The sequence below is a fragment of the Mesorhizobium sp. M7A.F.Ca.US.006.01.1.1 genome (assembly GCF_003997935.1).
Classification (GTDB): Bacteria; Pseudomonadota; Alphaproteobacteria; order Rhizobiales; family Rhizobiaceae; genus Mesorhizobium.
Genome location: NZ_RZQL01000015.1, coordinates 13,133 through 30,640, shown reverse-complemented (window position 1 = coordinate 30,640; position 17,508 = coordinate 13,133). Strand labels below are relative to the sequence as shown.

The following is a 17,508-nucleotide window of genomic DNA, read 5'->3' as shown; positions in this document are numbered from 1 at the left end:
GCAGCACGTTTGCGACAGCGGTGCAGATCTAGTGCGATCTTTCCCTGCGACCACACGATGCAAACAATCTGACACCATAGGTGCATTCATCCCGAAGCGGGCTTCCGACCGCCGCGCTACACGCGCGACGGCGGGACAATCTAGCGGATGCGAGAGTTCTTCCAGCTTACCACGGAGATCTGCACCGCGTCGGCGCCATAATTGCGCATGCTTTAGAAAAGCAGACAATCATTGCAGTTCGCGCGCGCGTCCGGCGCCATTCCCAGTCACCCATATTGACTCAACGTTGCGCAGCATCATTTCTACAACACTAACTTGCTGCCCTTGTCGCGAAGTCAGGCGAGCGTCGATCTCGGGATAAATAAAGAAGGGCAGCGAAATTCGATCAGTCGGACCACTATGCACGACCTGGTGGGGCGTACTCTTGAAGCGGCCGTCGCTCAAGACCTGAAGGAGGTCGCCCAGATTGACTACGAGACTATCGGGCAGGCTCGGCACCGGCATCCATCGACCGCGGAACCACACCTGCAAGGAACGCAGGGGGAGTTCCTCTTGCAGCAGCAGCGTGAAGAAGCCATGATCCGTGTGCTTTGCGCAAGTGCCGCCGCGAGCTGGATACCGTATCACGCGTTGCCCAAGCGTCGGCGTGCTGAAATGGCGTTGGAACCATGCCTCTTCCATACCTATCAGGTCCGCCAGCGCATCCCCGATCTGGGGGACAATCCCGGCGAGCACGGTAGCCTGCAAAGCAAGCAGGTTTCTTGCGAAGCCAGGAGCCAAGGCTTCATCCGGAAGGCGCGTGCGGCCGGAGAACGGACGCCGGTCGCCTTCGTTCTCAATTCCGAGGTCGAATACCTCCTTTGGATCGAAGCCGGCCTCAGGATGTAGCATTTCGCCGTGTAAAGGACTGTATCCACGGGCGGCAGTGGGGTACACGTCCTGAAAGGCGTGCCCGTAGCGTTCCTTAACCGACTGTGGCAATGCGAAGAATCGCCGGGAAGCCTCAATGGCTTGCGCGATCTGTTCCCCGGGGATGCCGTGCTCGACAAGGTAGAAGAACCCGTATTCCTGGCATGCCATTTGCAGGCGCTGGCGCTCGTCACGTCGCGTTGCATCGTCTCTCAATTTCGAAAGTGAAATTTTCGGCAGCGTGGTCATAGTCAATCCCCTTTTTGGGCGCTTAAGTTGATTAGTGTTTGCCGCGGCTCTCAAAGTCGACAGTTCCTTGGATGTGGGCAACGCGCCGTCTCTTCCAATAATAACGAAAGTCGACATGATGTCCCATTCTAAGGCTAAGCCGATGGCTGGGCGGTGATTCCGTCTTAGCAATTGATCTCTAGCGCTTCCTGGTGAAGATAACAACGATTTGTATGTTAATATAGTTGTATATATTGTTACATCCGTCGCGGTTAGTTTAACATTATCACGGCCAAGATACTAAGAGCGATTTACAATTCTGAATTGCTTTATGACTTCCAGGCTCAATCCAGACCAGCGCCGACCTCCGGGTTTCATGGCAGGATCGGCCATCTCGAAGAGCTCTATGACGCGAGGTATCGCCAGCTACCTGAGCTCGTCCATCACACACGCCGTCCCGGACGATGGCCGAATGGCAGAAACCGACCGCTCGAAATTTTCCTATCCCATAGTCTTTTTCGACGCTATCCGGGTCGAGCGGTCAAGCTCAGGGACGAAGACTTCGTTCGCAAAAAAGCCATCTACATCGGGTTCGGCGTTCTGCCTGGCGGCACCAAGGAGCACATGAGCTGAGGAAGCGCTTGTCGACGTTATCCGCCGTCTCGACGAGACGACTAGCCGAGCAGCAAAGCAGGCAGCGATTTAGCTCCGTCTGCCGTCTCTCAAGGTTGTGTCGGCCAATTTCTCAGCCACCATAATCGTCGGAATGTTTGTGTTCGCCCGAGGGCAAAATGGCATGACGGAAGCGTCGGCGATCCTCAAACCCAAAATACCATGAACGCGTCCCGACGGATCGGTCACAGCGCCAGGATCCGCGGCTGCCCCCATCCTGCAGGTCGACGTCGGATGCCAACTTGGGATGACGTTCTGGCGAATATACCGATCCAGATGTTTCTCGTCGTTGACGAGATCGGAAATGCTATCCCCATCCGTTATGACGCGCCTAATCAGCCCACGGCGCAGCCGCGGCGACGCGTCCATGAGCAGCGCCAGAAATGACGTGAGTGCATAGTTTGTGCTTGTGACCTTGCTCACCAGCTTCGCTCGCGCATTCAACGCTGACGGAAACGGGTCCAGCGCCACAGAGGACAGCGAATCTTGCTGCAGCAGGCGGACTATGAAGCGAAAGCCCTGCTTGAGGCGCTCGGCGTCCCGCTTGTCGCTCAACCAGTTGAAATCGACCTCCGGCTCTATTTTATGCGAACTACCCTTGAGCGCCACAGTTCCCGTCGAGTAGCTGCGATTGACCCACACGGCGAGAGTGCCGAGGCGCCTCCCCAGCGGGTGCCAGGATGATTTGGCAACAGTCGATATTGCCATATCGGTCGACGGGCAGCCTTCGTAACCCGACGAGTAGCGGGCGTGCATCTGAATATATTCGCTCACGCCGGGTGACAAGCGATCGGCCGGCTTCAAATAGGCCGAAACGCAAATCGTGGGGTGTTCCTGAAGATTCTGGCCCACACCTTTCAAATCTGCAACGATAGGGATTCCGAATTGTACTAATTCCTTCGCGGGGCCGATCCCGGAGCGCATCAATATGGCGGGTGAATGGAGTGCTCCTGCGCACAGGATAACGCAAGAAGCGCTATACGATTGCACGCCCGATTTGTTCTCCGTCTCGACCCCCGTTACCGTTGTTCCCAAAAAGGTCAGCCGCGCAACTGTCGTTTCGGATAAAATCGTTAGATTGCGGCGAGAGCGGACGGTTTCGGGTAAGTACGCCATCGCGGAGGAGACCCGATGACCATTGCGGTTGGTCAATGGGACAACTGAATAGCCATCACCGAATGCACCATTGAAGTCTGGCCTGAAATGAAGCCCCAAAGCATCGTAAGCATCGGAGATTGCCCGGATGAAGCCCGACCAGTCTGATTGGCGCACACGTTTGATTGGCAAGGGGCCGTTCGTGCCATGAAATTCCCCGCCGAAATCCAAATCGCATTCTAGACGACGGAAGTAGGGCAGCACGTCTTCCCAACCCCAGCCCGTTGCACCGCTTGAGGCCCACTCATCGTAATCTCCGGGCCCGCCGCGGTTGGCGACTTGGGCATTGATGCTGGAGCCGCCACCCATGACGCGCGCCTGTTCGTAATGGACAGGCTTGCGGCCACCTCGCACCGTTGTCGCGTGGAGTGACTGCCATCGATAACCGGGATTAAGGTAAGCACGCGTTGGGTCGCCATCCTGGATGTCGTCAGGAATGGCATTCGGCGGCGTATCAGGGCCAGCTTCAATGAGCAGCACGCGAGCGCCATAGGCGGAGAGCCTGCTCGCCATCACGCATCCAGAGGAGCCACCACCCACGACGATATAATCGAAAACCACGCAACTCCCCATCAAGGTACCAAGTGTGATGGGCTTCTTCAGCAAAGCGCTCCTCCTACCGCCTGAGATATGGTCACTTACGGCGCGGCAGCTCCACATCATGCCGTCTGTAACGGAGCGATTTGATCGCCAAATCGGTCGAGGGCATGCCCGAAGCGAGACCGAGCGACCCATCTGAACTATCTCTGAACCGACAAGCTCTCAATTCCAGGGCACATGCATCTCCGGACACGCCGGTGCGTCGGTGTGAATGATTGCAAGTTCGTAGGGCGAGAGCAGCGCTCGCCTACGGTTTCTTGCATCACCGTCTTCCGAGAAACAATGATACTAACAAGAGATAACGACGACTTTTTCGATTTTTACAGCAGTCAAGACTGTCACTTCAAAATATCGCATAACTACGTTATTGTAGACCCGGTCTCTTACATAGCGAAGGCCTACTTTCGGTGCTTTCCGAAGCGAACGCGTGTTCGTTGGGCGAATGAATGAAGTGACCTTCTCGAGCGTTAGGTTCTCGAAAGCAAACTGGATCGCTGCCCTGCCGGCCTCTGCGGCGATCCCCTTACCGGAAGACGCAAGGTGGAGGCACGATACGGTTTCCACATTAGTGGGATCTTCGGGCAGATACGGGCCACTGTACATCAATCCACAGTAGCCTGCGAATTTTCCGACTTGGCCTTCGCCTTTTACGAACACCATCCATAAGCCGAAACCATTGCTCTGCCAATGATGGATGAACTGTTGTAGTTTAGCTTTCGATTGCTCTCGGGTCGGATAGACTCCATCCCACATGGCATTTACCACAAATGGATCGCTATGAAGCTCATGTAGAAGAAGCTCGTCGCTATGCGACGGTGGCCTTAGGATTAGGCGCGGCGTTTCTAGAATGTACATGAGAAGCTCCCTTCTAGCCATAAGTTAGAGCCGCACTTACCTCCAACGCGGCCATGATCTCCTAGCATGAGCGTCAAGGCCGCAGTGCTTGATTGAAGGCGTTCGACGAGGTTTATGCTTAAGGTAGCGAGGTCTACACAAATCAAGCTTTGGGCGCCTAACCGTGTCAGTGTTGACGGCACCTGGAAAGCCGGCCCGAAGGCGATAAAAAAATTAGGCGCCTCCTTTCAGAATGGAAGCAGGCGACGCGCTGGTGAGCGGGCGCCTGATACGCGCAACATGCTGCGGCGGCGTTTACGCAAGGGGTTGCTTACCCCAAGGGGGGGGTATGGTATTGGCCCAAAACCGGCTAACTACATTGTTCATTTAAAATACGCGCCTCCTTCAAGCTTAACCTGCACTGGTCACTTTGCGAATGCCCGCCAGTGGGTTCTTCAGCGTGCCGACGGTGTGCAGGTATTCTCCCGGATCACCGAAGTCCACCATTTGCTGGTTTTTTTGTATCTGCAGTCGATTCATACATCGTCGCAGAAATTCTGGAGCGAATAGGTCATGCTGCCTGTATTTTTCGTCATATTCCGGATGTTTCGTCTGGTAGCCAAGGATGGACTCGCTTACGAGCTGCCAGAAGTGTGTCGACGGAAAATCAAGATGTTCTTCGAGTGTTACAGCCAAGTAACGAAAGAAGCAGTCGAAAACGTCGGTGAAAATGAAGTCGTGCTTCATGTCGCGATTTACTTGAATGCAGATCCTCTTAATCTCCTCCGGCACGTTGAGATCTCCGCCTAGAATACGAAGCTCCTCGCCAATGTCTTTCATGATAACTCGCGTCGGAGCGTGATCTTTCATAACTAGAATTATATTTTCTCCATGTGCCATAAACGCTAGATCGTAAGCATAAAAGCAGTGGAGAAGCGGCGCCAGATAAGATTCAAAATAGCGGCGTAGCCAAGCGGCGGCGTCTAACCCCGAGGCATTGATGAGGGCTGTCACGAGTGCTTCACCATTGTAATCGACATGAAGCAGCGACGCCATTGTCATCAGACGTTCCCCTTCTTTCAACTGCCGAAGGGGGCTTTCCCTCCACAGCGCAGAAAGCATCTGCTTGTAAGGGGAGTCCTTCTTGAGGGCGGTGTTGAAACAACGATTGCGATAGCCAATCGTCGCGACCTCGCGAAGGATGCTGAAGCCGTTGGCGGCTAAATAGGAGTCACTGTCGAGCAAATTCTTCAACCATTCGTTGATGGCGGGCGTCGCCAGCATGTGTGTCGGTGACAAGCCGCGCATAAACCCCATGTTAAGTATCGACAGCGCCGTTTTCACGTACCGTTTATGCGGATCGCTTATATTGAAAAGTGTGCGGATCGATTGCTGGGCATGATATATGTCCTTCCCCTGGCCTAGGCAGACAATGTGCCGGTTGGCGATATCCGCCGCGAAGATAGTTGAGAGCCGATTGAACCATTGCCAAGGATGCGCTGGCATATAGATGTAATCGGTCGAGTTTAGTCCCTTTTGACGCAACGCTGCGTCGAACTGTTCCAGCGCCTGTCGACCGAGTTCCTCGTGCATGAGAAGGTCGTAGTCGAGCGTTGAAATGGACTTAAACGTTGCCATTTCTTTATGGACGGCCAGCCATATGAGTCTTATCGAACTGCCCACCTCCGGCGCATAGCGACTATAGTCGAGCGCGTCAAAGCCAATGCGACCGTTATTCGCGATAAAGGTCGGGTGGCCCTCCGTCATGCCAGCCTCAACGATCTGGTAATCGGCAAAAGCCAGTTCTGCGGCGGATATCTCTGTTTTGGCCTGCTTGTACGCGCTGCCATACAGCGTGCTGCTGATCTCCTGCAGGTAAACCGGCATCATCTCTTCCTTTATGCCAAGATGGCGGCTGAACTCAATAACAAAATCAAGCGCATCCAGGGGGGCCGGCCTGCCCTCAATCCTTTTCTCCAGAGAGCCGGCGTCCACTTGCCAGTGATCTAGCAGGAGGCGCCGAGCCTGGAACCAATACTCCAACCCAGGGGTCTCGCTTTCCAGCACATACTTCCCCCAGTCGCCTTCCATTCGCTGGAGTCGAGGAGCAATTAGCAACTCGTGTGCAAATTCGCTGATTGCTTTACGGATAAGGAGCCGGTTGGCCTTTGCCCATAAATGCGGTTTCAAATGCTGCGTTACGCGTTCGGCTAGGCTTATCTCATCGTCTCGGGCTGTCATATCACTCACGATCTCAACTCCTTCAGAACGTAACGGTGTAAGGTTCGCGAACGCGCCTTACACTCGTCTCGCCAAACTTCGACGTCGCACAAAATCCGTTCTATTTTTCATCAGAAAGGATAAGAAATACCGGACCTCTTATACAAGTTAATTTCTAATGTGTTGTGTACCGTTCGTCTTCGCTCGTGATAAACCAGCAATATTACCATCTTACTTATATAATATATTAGAATACCGGTTTCACCGGCCCTGGACGTCGTCCTTCATCTTGCAACGAGCAAGAAGTGTGTATTGATTTGCACATGCCGTACTGTCGTTCGATCACGTCAAGCGGTCGGTGTCCATTGTTTGAGCTCTCCGAGTGTCCATTTTTGCTGTCCGTCTCCATACAATCGCATACGTCTAAAGCGGAATTTCCTTTGCTTGATAAGCCCAGACTGGGTAGGGGGGACTGAGTGAATGCCTACTCCGCTGAAATGCTGTCCTGCACCGCGCCAATGCTGTCGCGTACGATCGACAGACCACGGCGCAGTTCAGCCTCGGTTATGGTAAGGGCTGTCATGAACTTGAGCACCTCACCATACGAGCCAGCGATCTCGATCACCAAGCCGCGACGAAAAGCTTCCCGGGAAATGAGCCCCGGCAATGAGTGGTGCTTTGGTGATACGAGTCCATACATCAAGCCGCGGCCTCGGACATTCAGAGCAAGGCTGGGGAAGTCGTCTGCGATCGACTTGAGTTCTTGAGCCAAGATGGCTGATTTGCGAGCAATCTCATCTTCAAACTTGGAGTCGGACCAGTAAGTCTCAAGGGCCGCACGAGCAGTGACGAAAGCATAGTTGTTGCCCCTGAACGTGCCGGTGTGCGCACCCGGCGTCCAGACATCAAGTTCAGGCTTCATGAGGACAAGGGCCATAGGCGTTCCAATTGCAGACAACGACTTTGACAGGGTAACGATGTCCGGCACGATCTCAGCCGCCTCGAAACTGAAGAATTTCCCTGTGCGACCGACACCAGCCTGAATATCATCGAGGATCATCAGGATCTCGTGCCGAGAGGTCAGATCACGCAGCCGTTGCAGCCATTCAACGGTAGCAGCATTGACACCGCCTTCGCCCTGCACTGCTTCTAGGATCACCGCAGCGGGTTTGCCGAGACCACTGCTAGGATCATCGAGAAGCTTCTCGAAATACTCGATCGTGTCTGAAGCGCCGAGATAGCCCTCGTACGGCAACGATGTCACGTGCGCGAGGGGAAAGCCGACAGCATCTCGGAACTTCGTGTTTCCGGTTGCCGCCAACGCCCCAGCGCTGACTCCGTGAAACGAGTTCGTAAACGAAACGATGTTTGACCTGCCGGTCACTTGGCGAGCTAGCTTCAGAGCCGCCTCGACCGCGTTCGTACCTGTGGGGCCAGTAAATTGCAATTTATAAGACAGACCGCGGGGCTTCAAAATAAACTGCTCAAAAGCTTCGATGAAGGCCTTCTTGGCGGTCGTAGCAAGGTCGAGCCCGTGCACAATTCCGTCGCGCGCAATGTAGTCCAACAACGCCCGCGTGAAGGCTGGGTTGTTGTGCCCGTAATTCAAGGCTCCCGCGCCTCCCAAGAAGTCGATGTATTCCCGACCGTCTGTAGCTATGAGGGCAGTGCCGACGCCTCGATCGAACAGAACTGGGAACGCACGGACGTAGCTCCGCACCTCAGACTCAAGACGATCAAAGATCGCGAGGCTTACATCGTTTGTAGGAGTAAACTGCTTCTTCATAGGGCGAGTCCTGAATTGTAGCCTGCAAAGGCATCAGCCCAAACTGTCTGGCGAAGGCCATTTCAATCGGTTCGAGGTTCGGCTTGTATGACGGCAGCATGAGCAGTCACACGCCTGGCCACGCCAACTCACGGCCCAAGCCAGTCGATCGCTGCGAGGTCCAACGTCACGTCCACCAGAGAACAAGATCAGGCCGCGCAAATCCGAAAAAGCAATTCAGCACTAGGCGACGCTTTCCGTCGCCTAATTGACCGGTAACCCCGTGAACGAAGCCGCCATCGATTAGGGCGATATCCCCGGTTTTGAGCTCGAACTCGCGGCAAGGGACGGCTTCCAGATAGGCTGCCGAATAGGGATATCCAGTGGTCTCCACACCTTGCGATATCCGGTCCGCAACCGTCGGCTTGTGGCTCCAGAGCTTCAGATTGCCGCCTTCCTCAGGCATGCTGGGATAGAGGTTGAGCGCTGCGACCGTATTGTGCGCCACCGCAGAAAGCTCGTAATCATCGCCAGCACGTAAGACTTGAGCGACGTCGTCGTGGGGATCCAAGGAAAATGTGCCTGTGCCCGACCAACTGAGGCCGCGACAAACATTGGCCTGGCCGTGTTCGGAACGGGCTAGCCGCAATTCGATTCCCTGGTTGTGAAGCTCTCGCTTCAACGCCCTGAATACTGCTCGAACCGGGTCAACCAAATTCTTAAAAAGGGCATCGACGTACGGCCGCGCGTTTTCGGCGTCTGCGAAATAGGTGGCTGCATCCTTCCTGTAGTGAGATGCGCCGACATATTGTCCGGGCACACCATCTTTACGCTCTCTGAGACCAGAGCTTCCAATAAAGTTCGTAGTGATCTCCTCGGCTACTTCGGTGCTGAAAGCTTGCTTGATGTGCAGAGCGGTGAGCTCACCTTTCAGGACCGAGATGATCTCCGCCGTGTTGATCGACCCGGTCCGTTCTTTGATCGAAACCGGCGAGATGGCTGGCACTTGAGATATCTGACTAGGCATTGTCTTGCTCCTGTAGTGCGTGTTCAAGGATGGTGATGCCACGATCGAGTTCGGCATCGGTGATGGTTATCGGTGGGAGGACTTTGATAACGTCGCGATTTGGCCCCGAGGATTCGATAAGAAGGCCATTTTCGAATGCGACATCGTGCACGCGGCCGACAACTGCCGGTGAACGGCATTTCAGGCCGGCCATCAGACCGCGGCCGCGCTTCTGTTCGATGTATCTTGGAAATTTCGCAACCAGGCGATCGAGGTGCGTTTGCAGCCTGACGGCTGTCCGCTCGACACCTGCAGTAAATTTCCTATCCGACCACATCTTGCACATGGCTCCTGCCGTCACGAAGGCGAAATTGTTGCCTCTGAAGGTCCCGCTATGTTCTCCGGGCTTCCATATGTCCAAGTCGGGTCGAATCAGAACGATGGACAACGGACTACCTGAACCGCTTAGGGACTTGGAAAGACACACAATATCCGGTTCGATTTTCGCGGACTCGAATGAGAAGAAATCGCCAGTTCGGCCCGCACCCGCCTGAATATCGTCGACGATAAAAACAATGCCGTGCGTACGGCAAATGCGCTGAATTTCCGTGAGCCAAGCTGCGGATGCGGCGTTCATGCCGCCTTCGGCCTGGATGGTCTCCAGAATGATTGCGGCAGGCTTTTCTATGCCGCTCCCCGGGTCGCTCAAAACGCTGTCGATGTAACTGGCGGAATCGAAAGCTTGGCTCGGATAGCCGTCATAGGGAACACGGATCACATCGTGGCGAGCGACGCCTCCCAGTTCCCTGGTTGAGGCCGAGCCCGACACCGCTAGAGAGCCGAGCGACATGCCGTGGAACGCATTCGTAAAGGCCATGACGCTCGAGCGGCCGGTGTATTTTCGCGCCAGCGCCAGCGCCGCTTCGTTGGCGTTCGTGCCGGTCGGCCCGGGAAACTGAATCTTGTACGAAAGGCCTCTGGGTTTCAGGATCCAATCGACGAACCCTTCAATGAAGTCACGCTTTGCCGCCGTATGCATATCAAGCGACAGAAGAATGTTCTCACCGACGAGATATTCAATCGCTGGCGCCATAATATCCGGATTGTTGTGCCCGTAGTTGAGTGCGCCGGAACCCACCAGGAAATCGATAAAGGGCTTACCCGTCTCGTCCCAGATCGTCGCCCCAAGGGCCTTCGTAAAGACGGTGGGGAACGCCCGGCAATAACGACGAACGTTAGATTCATGAGCCGTGAAAGCGTCGGTGTCCATATCAAGTCCTCTGCACATAGTCTTTCAAAGAAGAGAGCTGTTTAATGGCTAGTGGTTTGCGGCAGATGTTCGTCGCTTAACGTTGAAGCAGAATGCCGGAGGCAGCTTTGTTTGGTCTGGGTTTGGTCTGGTGATGCCGGCATCCTCATCAAATATTGTTGGGTTGCGTTGCCCTCCATTCGGATGCTTTCGAATGTGCTGCAACAGGATGGCTTCTAAAGCTTCCGCGAAAGCATCGCTACTATGGCATCAGGTAGTTGACGTACCCACCCTTCGCTGCCCATAGCGCTCCGGACAAATGAATGAGTCCAAGGAGATCAGCAGGGTCGCGTCGCCAGAGGTTGTGTCGCTCGGCGGTAGCGAAGCCGCTCGCGAGCGCGCTCCTCAATAGCGCCGTAGCGAGCGAGCGGCTTCGCGGCGGTCATCAATATTCGCCGTTCAACCTCGGGCTGCGGACACCAACCTGATTCAAGAAACTATTTGATGACCGATGACACAGCGAAAGCCACGCTCTCTTTGAGAAGAATGCGGATTCCGATCTCTTGCGCGATGACTGGCCCGAGCCGCCGGATCAAGAGGGCGGGGCCGCCGTGGACCCCCTTGACGGAAAGCCCGTTCGTAGGCCAGGCGGAAGCAACCGGGAGACGCGCTGGCGAAGGGCCGCATCGGTTTCGAGAACGTCCACTACCGCGACGGCAACCATCCCCGGCCGCAGCTGGGCTGCTGCCTTCAGGCGAGTCGAAAAGGAGATCGTCCGGGAGGGTGAAGGCGTTGACGAGGTGAGCCGTGAGTAAGCAATCAAGCTCTGATCGGGATCGACTAACACTGTTTCCATCCGACCGATGGTTGACCTGTGATCGGCGTTACCTCAAGCTAGGCAGGCCGACAAGCTCGGTTGGAAGGCGAAGACCTTTCGATGAGCTCGTCTCCGAAATGCTCGAGGCCCACTGCCGCGCCTACAGGAACATACTGGCGTAACGTGAAAACACGATGGCGTCGCGGGCAGGTGCATCTGTCGTGGGGCCATCCGCACTGCCAGGCACGCCCTCTCGGCCGGCATGCACTCAGGTCCGGTCGTTTGGGTCGGCGAATTCACACATCCTGCAAAGCAGAAAACCATCTGCTCCATTCATGCGGTCGACGATTTCGCGAAAAACTGGCTTTTCAAACAGAGCGGAGTAACCCTCATATAGAAGGTTGCCCAATACGTGACGCCGTTCAAAATCCATAGAGCACAGGGTAACGTCGCCGTTTGGAAGAAGAACATTCCGATACTGTCGTGCGTCCACGCAGGTTAGGGCTCCGACCACTGGCTGACGTGGTGCAACGATCTTAGGGTCGACGCTTCCACCCCTACTGCTCACCGGCCGCGCTTTTATCAGGGCTTCGGTAGGAATAATGTCGGCTATATCTGGGTGGGGCTCGCCCAAGGCCACGAATCGGATCAAGGGGATGTCCGCGTCGACGAGTTGACGAACCAGATCGCGATACTTGTCTCCGACCAGGCGGCTGTTCATGTAGGTGCCGTCATCGAAAACATGGACCACGAATACGCCCAAGCGCAAGGCTTGCAATCGCTGCAGGTCCTGCCCGTTCATTCCCACCAGCGTCGTAAAAATCCTGATGCCATGGCCTTTGGCGAAGGCGTGCTCCACCATTTCGGTACAGTCCGGATTGAGCCAAGGTTCGGAGTATCCCGCAAAACCAATGTCGACGGAAGTCGGTACGCGGGCCAGACACCGCTTGAAATCTTCAAGATCCAGATGACTCGCATGAGACACTTTTCTTTGCCGGACCGCGAACTTGTCCTGGGGACAATATGAACATCCTACGACGCATCCCGTGGTCGTCGTTATCTCCAAAACCCTGCCGGCTGTGTTTGCTGAGCGAAGTTCCGGTAAAATCACTGGTGATTACTCCCATCTACTTCCTGCGAAGCGCCACGATGGTGTGCGTGTGCCTTTGGCTTTCTGATACCGCCTGCTGATCTACCGAGGCAACGCAGACATCTACCCTTTTTGGCAGCCTAAGCCGCCCGGTTCACCGATTTGCCGGGCCGACCCTTCACAAACTTCCAGCGCGTCGGACCAGAGACAGCATTGCATCTTTCGAGGCATCACTCGCTCCGGAGATGTAGCCTCAACCGTTGGTCGCTGGCCCGTCGCCGAGATGCGCGCGCAGCACCCTCGAACCCGCCGGAGAGAAGCTTTCTGGATGCCGTCGATCATCCTTCATCGAGCGAGTTCCGTGTTCTCATGCGGGTCAGCCCTCACACTATATTGCCGCACATCGACCAGCAAAGGCCGAGCTAGTGCGCCTGGCGCGCAGTTACTGCGAGATAGGCTTCGAAAAGCCCGACAGGGCTAAGACGCTCCGCTGTATTGAACCCGAAATGTTTTCTGACAGCTGTCAGATTTTGGACACACATCACTCATCGTCAGTCGCTTAATACGGATGGTAATTTCTTCCAGGAATCGGTGACATTGAACACCACCCTGTCATGACCGCCCAATCTCAGCGAAGCGAACTCAGCATCGCCACCAGGACCAAGCCTGAAGATAAATCCGCCGTAGCAGCGTCAACGACATTTTGCTTTCGAAGCCGGATGGATTGCACGAGGTGATTCGCGCCGTGATGCAGGAGGTGCTCGAGGCCGAGATGGACGAGGCGCTGGGTGCTTCGAAGAGCGAGCGCACGCCGGAGCGTCTCGGCTATCACGCGCGCTACTACGGGCGGAGAACTAGCTGCGCACCTACGGCGGTTGGATAATCCCAAGGTTCAAAGCTTTTACAACAGCTACCGTTCTGCTGGTCGCATCCAACTTCCGCATTACATTTTTTAAATGGAAATCTATCGTATTTCGTGATCTGCCTAAAATAGTTCCTATTTCCCAAGATGATTTTCCTTGTGACACCAAATCAATGCACTCTATTTCTCTCGGAGACAGGTTATGAGCTCGTTCCGACGCAGTCGTAGTGTCGAACTTCGTAACCATCCGATGAAACCGCAGCGCGGCCATTTGCAGGTAGGTGATCGCTCTATTCTGCAATTCGCAGTCCGAGGATTGAGCAAAACTCACAAACCTAAAGCTGCCACCAGGGCCATGTAATGGGACGGTAACGCCTGACCTCAAGCCGAATGTTGCTGCTTCGTCCAAGACGCGGCGTCCATCTTCAGTTATGTTTTCATCAGTATACACCTCGCTCCATCGAAAGGGTCCCGCCTCCTTTCGACCTTTCTTGATGAGGGGGTCTATTTTGGCATAGCCCATTCTCGAGTAGCGCTCCTGCCATTCAGCAGGATAATTCCACATCACCACAGAACCCTCCCGGTTCGGCTTGAAAGCCCTCTCTGATGCGAGCGGCCCATAGGCAATCCACGGGCAATCGAAATTCAGCGCAAACGCAGACAACAGTTCGAACAACTGTTCGGATTGAGCGACATCATCAGTCATCTTGAGGAATAGGTCTAACTCCACCGCAATCCGCCGGAGTTCCATGATGTCTCCTTCATTGCGTTCTCATTGGTGCACAGTTTGCTCCAACCCAGCCTCGCAACATCCGAAGTCAACGGGACTCGAGCCGGAGTTCCTTCCGCCACCTGGAGTACCCTCAAGAGTCGTGCCAGCTTGCGAGCGAAGCTTCTCCTTCAGGTCGTCAATCGACGGGGGAGGTACCCAGGAGGCGAACCGACAGCACTGTGTCGGGGAGCGCACAATCCGACAGTCGAGCATTCGATTGACGGAATATGGGCAGGAAAGTATTCGCGGCGCGCTTTTGAAATCAGCACCTAAGTGCCGGGCCTGAGAAAGCTGCATTGCAACTGTACTTATTTGATCGAGGCAAGAACAAGCTCAAAATTCAATCGATACATCGACCTTCTTTTCCAATCTCCCGAGTTGAGCAGCCGTAGCAATCGTATCGACTGGATGGCGGCTGACTTTCTCCAGGCTCGGTAACCTGCTGAATTTGTCCTTCGGATGTTCCCGCTCAGTTGGCACGACTTTTGAACTCACCGTCGTGAGGCGGCAAGAGCTGCCCGCCAAAATTGATGCTGTTATGGGGGAGGTCGAAATTCCAGTTTTGTCTTTTATCGTCTTTGGGACCGAGCGTGTTGATGCGCCCGCTTGGAAACTATGAGACGTTTCCCCGTCCATGGGCGCGGCGCCACTTGTCGCGACGTTTTCGCCTTCACTGTTCGCCTCTGGAACAGGCAGCCGGCCCGGCTCGCGATCATCATGACCGCGATGCTCGCCTCCACGCTGGCTGACGTGTTGATGCCGCTCTATTCTGGCCGACTCATCGACGCTGTTTCTCGTGCTGCTAATGCGGCAGCACCAGCTTCGGATTCAGCTGTTGCAGCATTCTCTGTACCGATTGCATTGGCACTCGGTGGCATTGCCATGCGCCACGTCGCCTTCATTGGCCTGAGCGACCTGGTGTTGAAAATGATTTCCGACGTCGCGACCGAAGCGTTCCATCATGTGCAGCGCTTTTCGACAGACTGGCATGCAAACAGCTTCGCCGGCTCGACAGTGCGCAAGATAACGCGCGGCATGTGGGCGCTCGACCTCCTCAACAGCACGATACTCGTCACGCTGCTCCCGTCGTTTGTCATCTTGATCGGCTCGACGGTGCTGCTCGGCTGGCACTGGCCGGTCATGGGCGTGATCTTTGCTTGCGGCTCTCTCGTCTACCTTGCGTTTTCGATTTCGCTGTCGCTCGGCTATGTCGCGCCAGCGGCGAGCCTTGCCAACCGATGGGACACAAGGCTCAGCGGCGCGCTTGCGGACGCGGTCAGTTGCAACGCTGTGGTCAAGGGCTTCGGCGCAGAGGTTCGCGAAGACGAGCGGCTTGCAAATATCATGACGAAATGGCGGCACCGCGCGCGCCGGAGCTGGGTGCGCGGAACGATCATCGGCTCAACCCAAGGCGTAACTTTGGTTGCGCTCAGGGTGGCGGTGGTCGGATATGCCCTGCTTCTGTGGTCGCATGGACAGGCAACGCCGGGCGAGATAGCATATGTTCTCACGTCCTTCATCGTCCTGCAGGGCTATCTGCGTGATGCCGGCATGCATGTCCGCAACGTGCAGCACTCGGTTAATGATATGGAAGAACTGGTGGCCATCCACAATCAGCAGGTGGATGTTGCCGATCGTCCAGAGGCCAAGCCGATCCGGATCACGAACGGCCGTATCGATTTCGAGAACGTCCACTTCCGCTACGCCAACCATCCCCTGCCGCTCTATAGCGAATGTTCGCTGTCGATTGAAGCTGGCGAAAGGGTTGGGTTGGTTGGACCCTCCGGTTCCGGCAAGACAACATTCGTGAAGCTGATCCAGAGACTCTACGACCTGAGCGGCGGCCGGATCCTGATAGACGGTCAGGACGTCTCGGAGGTGACCCAAGAGTCCCTTCGTTCGCAGATCGCGATCGTGCAGCAGGAGCCGATCCTGTTTCACAGGTCGCTTGCCGAGAACATCGCCTATGGCCGGCCTGGCGCGAGCCAGGCCGAGATCGAGCAAGCGGCACGACTGGCAAGTGCCCACGAATTCATCGCGCCCCTGCCGAAGGGCTATGGGACATTGGTCGGCGAAAGGGGTTTGAAGCTCTCCGGCGGCGAGCGCCAGCGCGTGGCGATCGCGCGCGCCTTCCTCGCGAACGCGCCGATCCTTATTCTGGACGAGGCCACATCGAGCCTCGATTCGGAATCCGAGGTGCTCATTCAACAAGCGGTGGATCGGTTGATGGTGGGCCGAACCACACTCGTCATCGCACACCGGCTGTCGACGGTCCGCTCGCTCGATCGGCTGCTCGTCTTCGACCGTGGCCGCATCATGGAGGACGGCGATCATGCCGCCCTGATCAATCTCGATGGTGGCATTTACCGCCGCCTCTTCGAACGGCAGGCGTTGGAACTCGCGAAGGGCCTGGCCTGATCGCTAAACCGGCTTGCGCGATGCGCCGAGCCGTTGCCGGAGAGGGGTGTGGCAGTGACGAGCGGCGGGCGTTAGGCGGCAAAACCAGCACGGCCGGAACTGTCCGCCAAACGGGCGAGCGGGAATGCACCACGTCTAAGCTTCGGCGAATGCGCGCAGTTACACGCGGGCACCGAATTGTCGCGCCTAACGGCGCACGCACCAAAAGGGCGGGAATGTCGACGGCCCGGGAAGAGTGCGGCCCTCGCCGTTACCCACATTTCGCCAAAGGAAGCGAAGTCAACGCACATTGAGAGGGCGGTGCTTCCCGGCCGGCCGGGATCCCTGTCGCTGGCCCAACCTACCGCACGCTGGCCACGTCAACGGTTCAAAGTCCCTTCGGTTCGCAAAGTCGTTCCCTTGGAGACCCGGAAGCGCAGGAGCTCCGACCGCAGTCTTCGCTCAACTCTGGCCATCTGCTCCGGGATTGGATTCCGTTCCCTTGCTAGCACAGTGGCAGCTGAGCACGAACTCGCCGGCCCCGTGTCTTTCGATTACGGCCAACGGGCTTAGGAAGAGATTGGATTCGCCGGCCCTCTGCGGAGCGAATGAACAGTTCTACAGATCATCGACGTCCGCGAAAAAGAGCACGCAGCCGAAATAGCAGGCCTGAAGCAGCAGCGAACAGGCCAGCGTCGTGACGACTGCCACACGGATCGAATCCAAAGCGAAGTAAACCATCGACGCATTGCTGCACAGGACCAGCCCCACGAGCCGACAAAAAGATGAAGTGCAACGCCGTTCTCCTGGTTTTCGCCAGATCATGTTGCGAGCTCGTCGGCCGCAACATGCGTCTGGCAGTTCTTGGGGCAGACGCGGCCGCAGGCTCCGCAGCCTATGCAGCGGCCGGCATCATCGACAACCATGATCAT

13 protein-coding genes and 2 pseudogenes are annotated in these 17,508 nt (G+C 55.9%); 3 read left to right on the top strand and 12 right to left on the bottom strand.

Annotated elements, in window-relative coordinates; all coding sequences use genetic code 11:
• Positions 1 to 228: 228 nt before the first annotated feature.
• Entirely contained in the window at positions 229 to 1,158 is a 930-nt protein-coding gene (locus EN943_RS04995) for a 2-oxoglutarate and iron-dependent oxygenase domain-containing protein (protein ID WP_063170383.1), read from the bottom strand.
• A gap of 456 nt (positions 1,159 to 1,614) precedes the next feature.
• On the opposite strand from EN943_RS04995, the pseudogene EN943_RS38200 reads away from it, so the two are divergent.
• Positions 1,615 to 1,758: pseudogene (locus EN943_RS38200) on the top strand (transposase); the annotation flags it as partial.
• A gap of 81 nt (positions 1,759 to 1,839) precedes the next feature.
• Here the strand turns inward: EN943_RS38200 and EN943_RS04990 are convergent.
• The 7 genes from EN943_RS04990 to EN943_RS04960 all read right to left on the bottom strand — a co-directional run bounded on the left by EN943_RS04990 (position 1,840) and on the right by EN943_RS04960 (position 12,440).
• The gene (locus tag EN943_RS04990; RefSeq protein WP_224571100.1) at positions 1,840 to 3,570 is read right to left on the bottom strand and encodes a GMC family oxidoreductase N-terminal domain-containing protein; all 1,731 of its coding nucleotides are present in this window, start codon (positions 3,568 to 3,570) and stop codon (positions 1,840 to 1,842) included.
• A gap of 282 nt (positions 3,571 to 3,852) precedes the next feature.
• On the bottom strand, positions 3,853 to 4,419 hold the full coding sequence (locus EN943_RS04985; RefSeq protein ID WP_158515808.1) for a GNAT family N-acetyltransferase: 567 nt from the start codon (positions 4,417 to 4,419) through the stop codon (positions 3,853 to 3,855).
• 390 nt (positions 4,420 to 4,809) lie between these two features.
• Positions 4,810 to 6,639 carry an IucA/IucC family siderophore biosynthesis protein gene (locus EN943_RS04980; protein WP_063169359.1) on the bottom strand — a complete coding sequence of 610 codons (1,830 nt, stop codon included), beginning with the start codon at positions 6,637 to 6,639 and terminating at the stop codon, positions 4,810 to 4,812.
• A 463-nt stretch (positions 6,640 to 7,102) separates the two neighbouring features.
• On the bottom strand, positions 7,103 to 8,404 hold the full coding sequence (gene ectB / locus EN943_RS04975; protein WP_063169360.1) for a diaminobutyrate--2-oxoglutarate transaminase: 1,302 nt from the start codon (positions 8,402 to 8,404) through the stop codon (positions 7,103 to 7,105).
• Between the two features lie 166 nt (positions 8,405 to 8,570).
• Entirely contained in the window at positions 8,571 to 9,410 is an 840-nt protein-coding gene (locus tag EN943_RS04970) for a hypothetical protein (RefSeq protein WP_063169361.1), read from the bottom strand.
• Positions 9,403 to 10,659 carry a diaminobutyrate--2-oxoglutarate transaminase gene (ectB, locus tag EN943_RS04965; RefSeq protein ID WP_063169362.1) on the bottom strand — a complete coding sequence of 419 codons (1,257 nt, stop codon included), beginning with the start codon at positions 10,657 to 10,659 and terminating at the stop codon, positions 9,403 to 9,405. Before ectB (EN943_RS04965) ends, EN943_RS04970 begins: the two co-directional genes overlap by 8 nt.
• A gap of 1,064 nt (positions 10,660 to 11,723) precedes the next feature.
• Positions 11,724 to 12,440, bottom strand: coding sequence for an SPASM domain-containing protein (locus EN943_RS04960; protein WP_224571099.1), 717 nt, complete (start codon positions 12,438 to 12,440; stop codon positions 11,724 to 11,726).
• Between the two features lie 719 nt (positions 12,441 to 13,159).
• Between EN943_RS04960 and EN943_RS04955 the strand changes: the two are divergent.
• A pseudogene (locus EN943_RS04955) lies at positions 13,160 to 13,395 on the top strand (transposase); the annotation flags it as partial.
• Positions 13,396 to 13,411: 16 nt separating this feature from the next.
• On the opposite strand, the gene EN943_RS04950 reads toward EN943_RS04955, so the two are convergent.
• The gene (locus EN943_RS04950; protein ID WP_063169365.1) at positions 13,412 to 14,158 is read right to left on the bottom strand and encodes a LuxR family transcriptional regulator; all 747 of its coding nucleotides are present in this window, start codon (positions 14,156 to 14,158) and stop codon (positions 13,412 to 13,414) included.
• Positions 14,159 to 14,512: 354 nt separating this feature from the next.
• A complete protein-coding gene (locus EN943_RS37565) occupies positions 14,513 to 14,815 on the bottom strand; it encodes a hypothetical protein (protein WP_127262113.1) in 303 nt (100 codons plus the stop codon).
• On the opposite strand from EN943_RS37565, the gene EN943_RS04945 reads away from it, so the two are divergent.
• On the top strand, positions 14,795 to 16,597 hold the full coding sequence (locus EN943_RS04945; protein ID WP_063169366.1) for an ABC transporter ATP-binding protein: 1,803 nt from the start codon (positions 14,795 to 14,797) through the stop codon (positions 16,595 to 16,597). The genes EN943_RS37565 and EN943_RS04945 overlap by 21 nt on opposite strands.
• Positions 16,598 to 17,194: 597 nt before the next feature.
• Here the strand turns inward: EN943_RS04945 and EN943_RS04940 are convergent.
• Both EN943_RS04940 and EN943_RS04935 read right to left on the bottom strand, forming a co-directional pair.
• A complete protein-coding gene (locus tag EN943_RS04940; protein ID WP_082826584.1) occupies positions 17,195 to 17,401 on the bottom strand; it encodes an exopolysaccharide production repressor protein in 207 nt (68 codons plus the stop codon).
• On the bottom strand, positions 17,398 to 17,508 hold a 111-nt coding region (locus EN943_RS04935), incomplete at its 5' end, for a 4Fe-4S binding protein (RefSeq protein ID WP_164750051.1). The genes EN943_RS04940 and EN943_RS04935, both read right to left, overlap by 4 nt.

Excerpts from the sequence above, each read along its gene's own strand:
- EN943_RS04995 (WP_063170383.1), bottom strand. The coding sequence starts at position 1,158 with ATGACCACGCTGCCGAAAATTTCACTTTCGAAATTGAGAGACGATGCA.
- EN943_RS04985 (WP_158515808.1), bottom strand. The coding sequence starts at position 4,419 with ATGTACATTCTAGAAACGCCGCGCCTAATCCTAAGGCCACCGTCGCAT.
- EN943_RS04980 (WP_063169359.1), bottom strand. The coding sequence starts at position 6,639 with ATGACAGCCCGAGACGATGAGATAAGCCTAGCCGAACGCGTAACGCAG.
- ectB (WP_063169360.1), bottom strand. The coding sequence starts at position 8,404 with ATGAAGAAGCAGTTTACTCCTACAAACGATGTAAGCCTCGCGATCTTT.
- EN943_RS04970 (WP_063169361.1), bottom strand. The coding sequence starts at position 9,410 with ATGCCTAGTCAGATATCTCAAGTGCCAGCCATCTCGCCGGTTTCGATC.
- ectB (WP_063169362.1), bottom strand. The coding sequence starts at position 10,659 with ATGGACACCGACGCTTTCACGGCTCATGAATCTAACGTTCGTCGTTAT.
- EN943_RS04950 (WP_063169365.1), bottom strand. The coding sequence starts at position 14,158 with ATGGAACTCCGGCGGATTGCGGTGGAGTTAGACCTATTCCTCAAGATG.
- EN943_RS04945 (WP_063169366.1), top strand. The coding sequence starts at position 14,795 with ATGAGACGTTTCCCCGTCCATGGGCGCGGCGCCACTTGTCGCGACGTT.
- EN943_RS37565 (WP_127262113.1), bottom strand. The coding sequence starts at position 14,815 with ATGGACGGGGAAACGTCTCATAGTTTCCAAGCGGGCGCATCAACACGC.
- EN943_RS04940 (WP_082826584.1), bottom strand. The coding sequence starts at position 17,401 with ATGATCTGGCGAAAACCAGGAGAACGGCGTTGCACTTCATCTTTTTGT.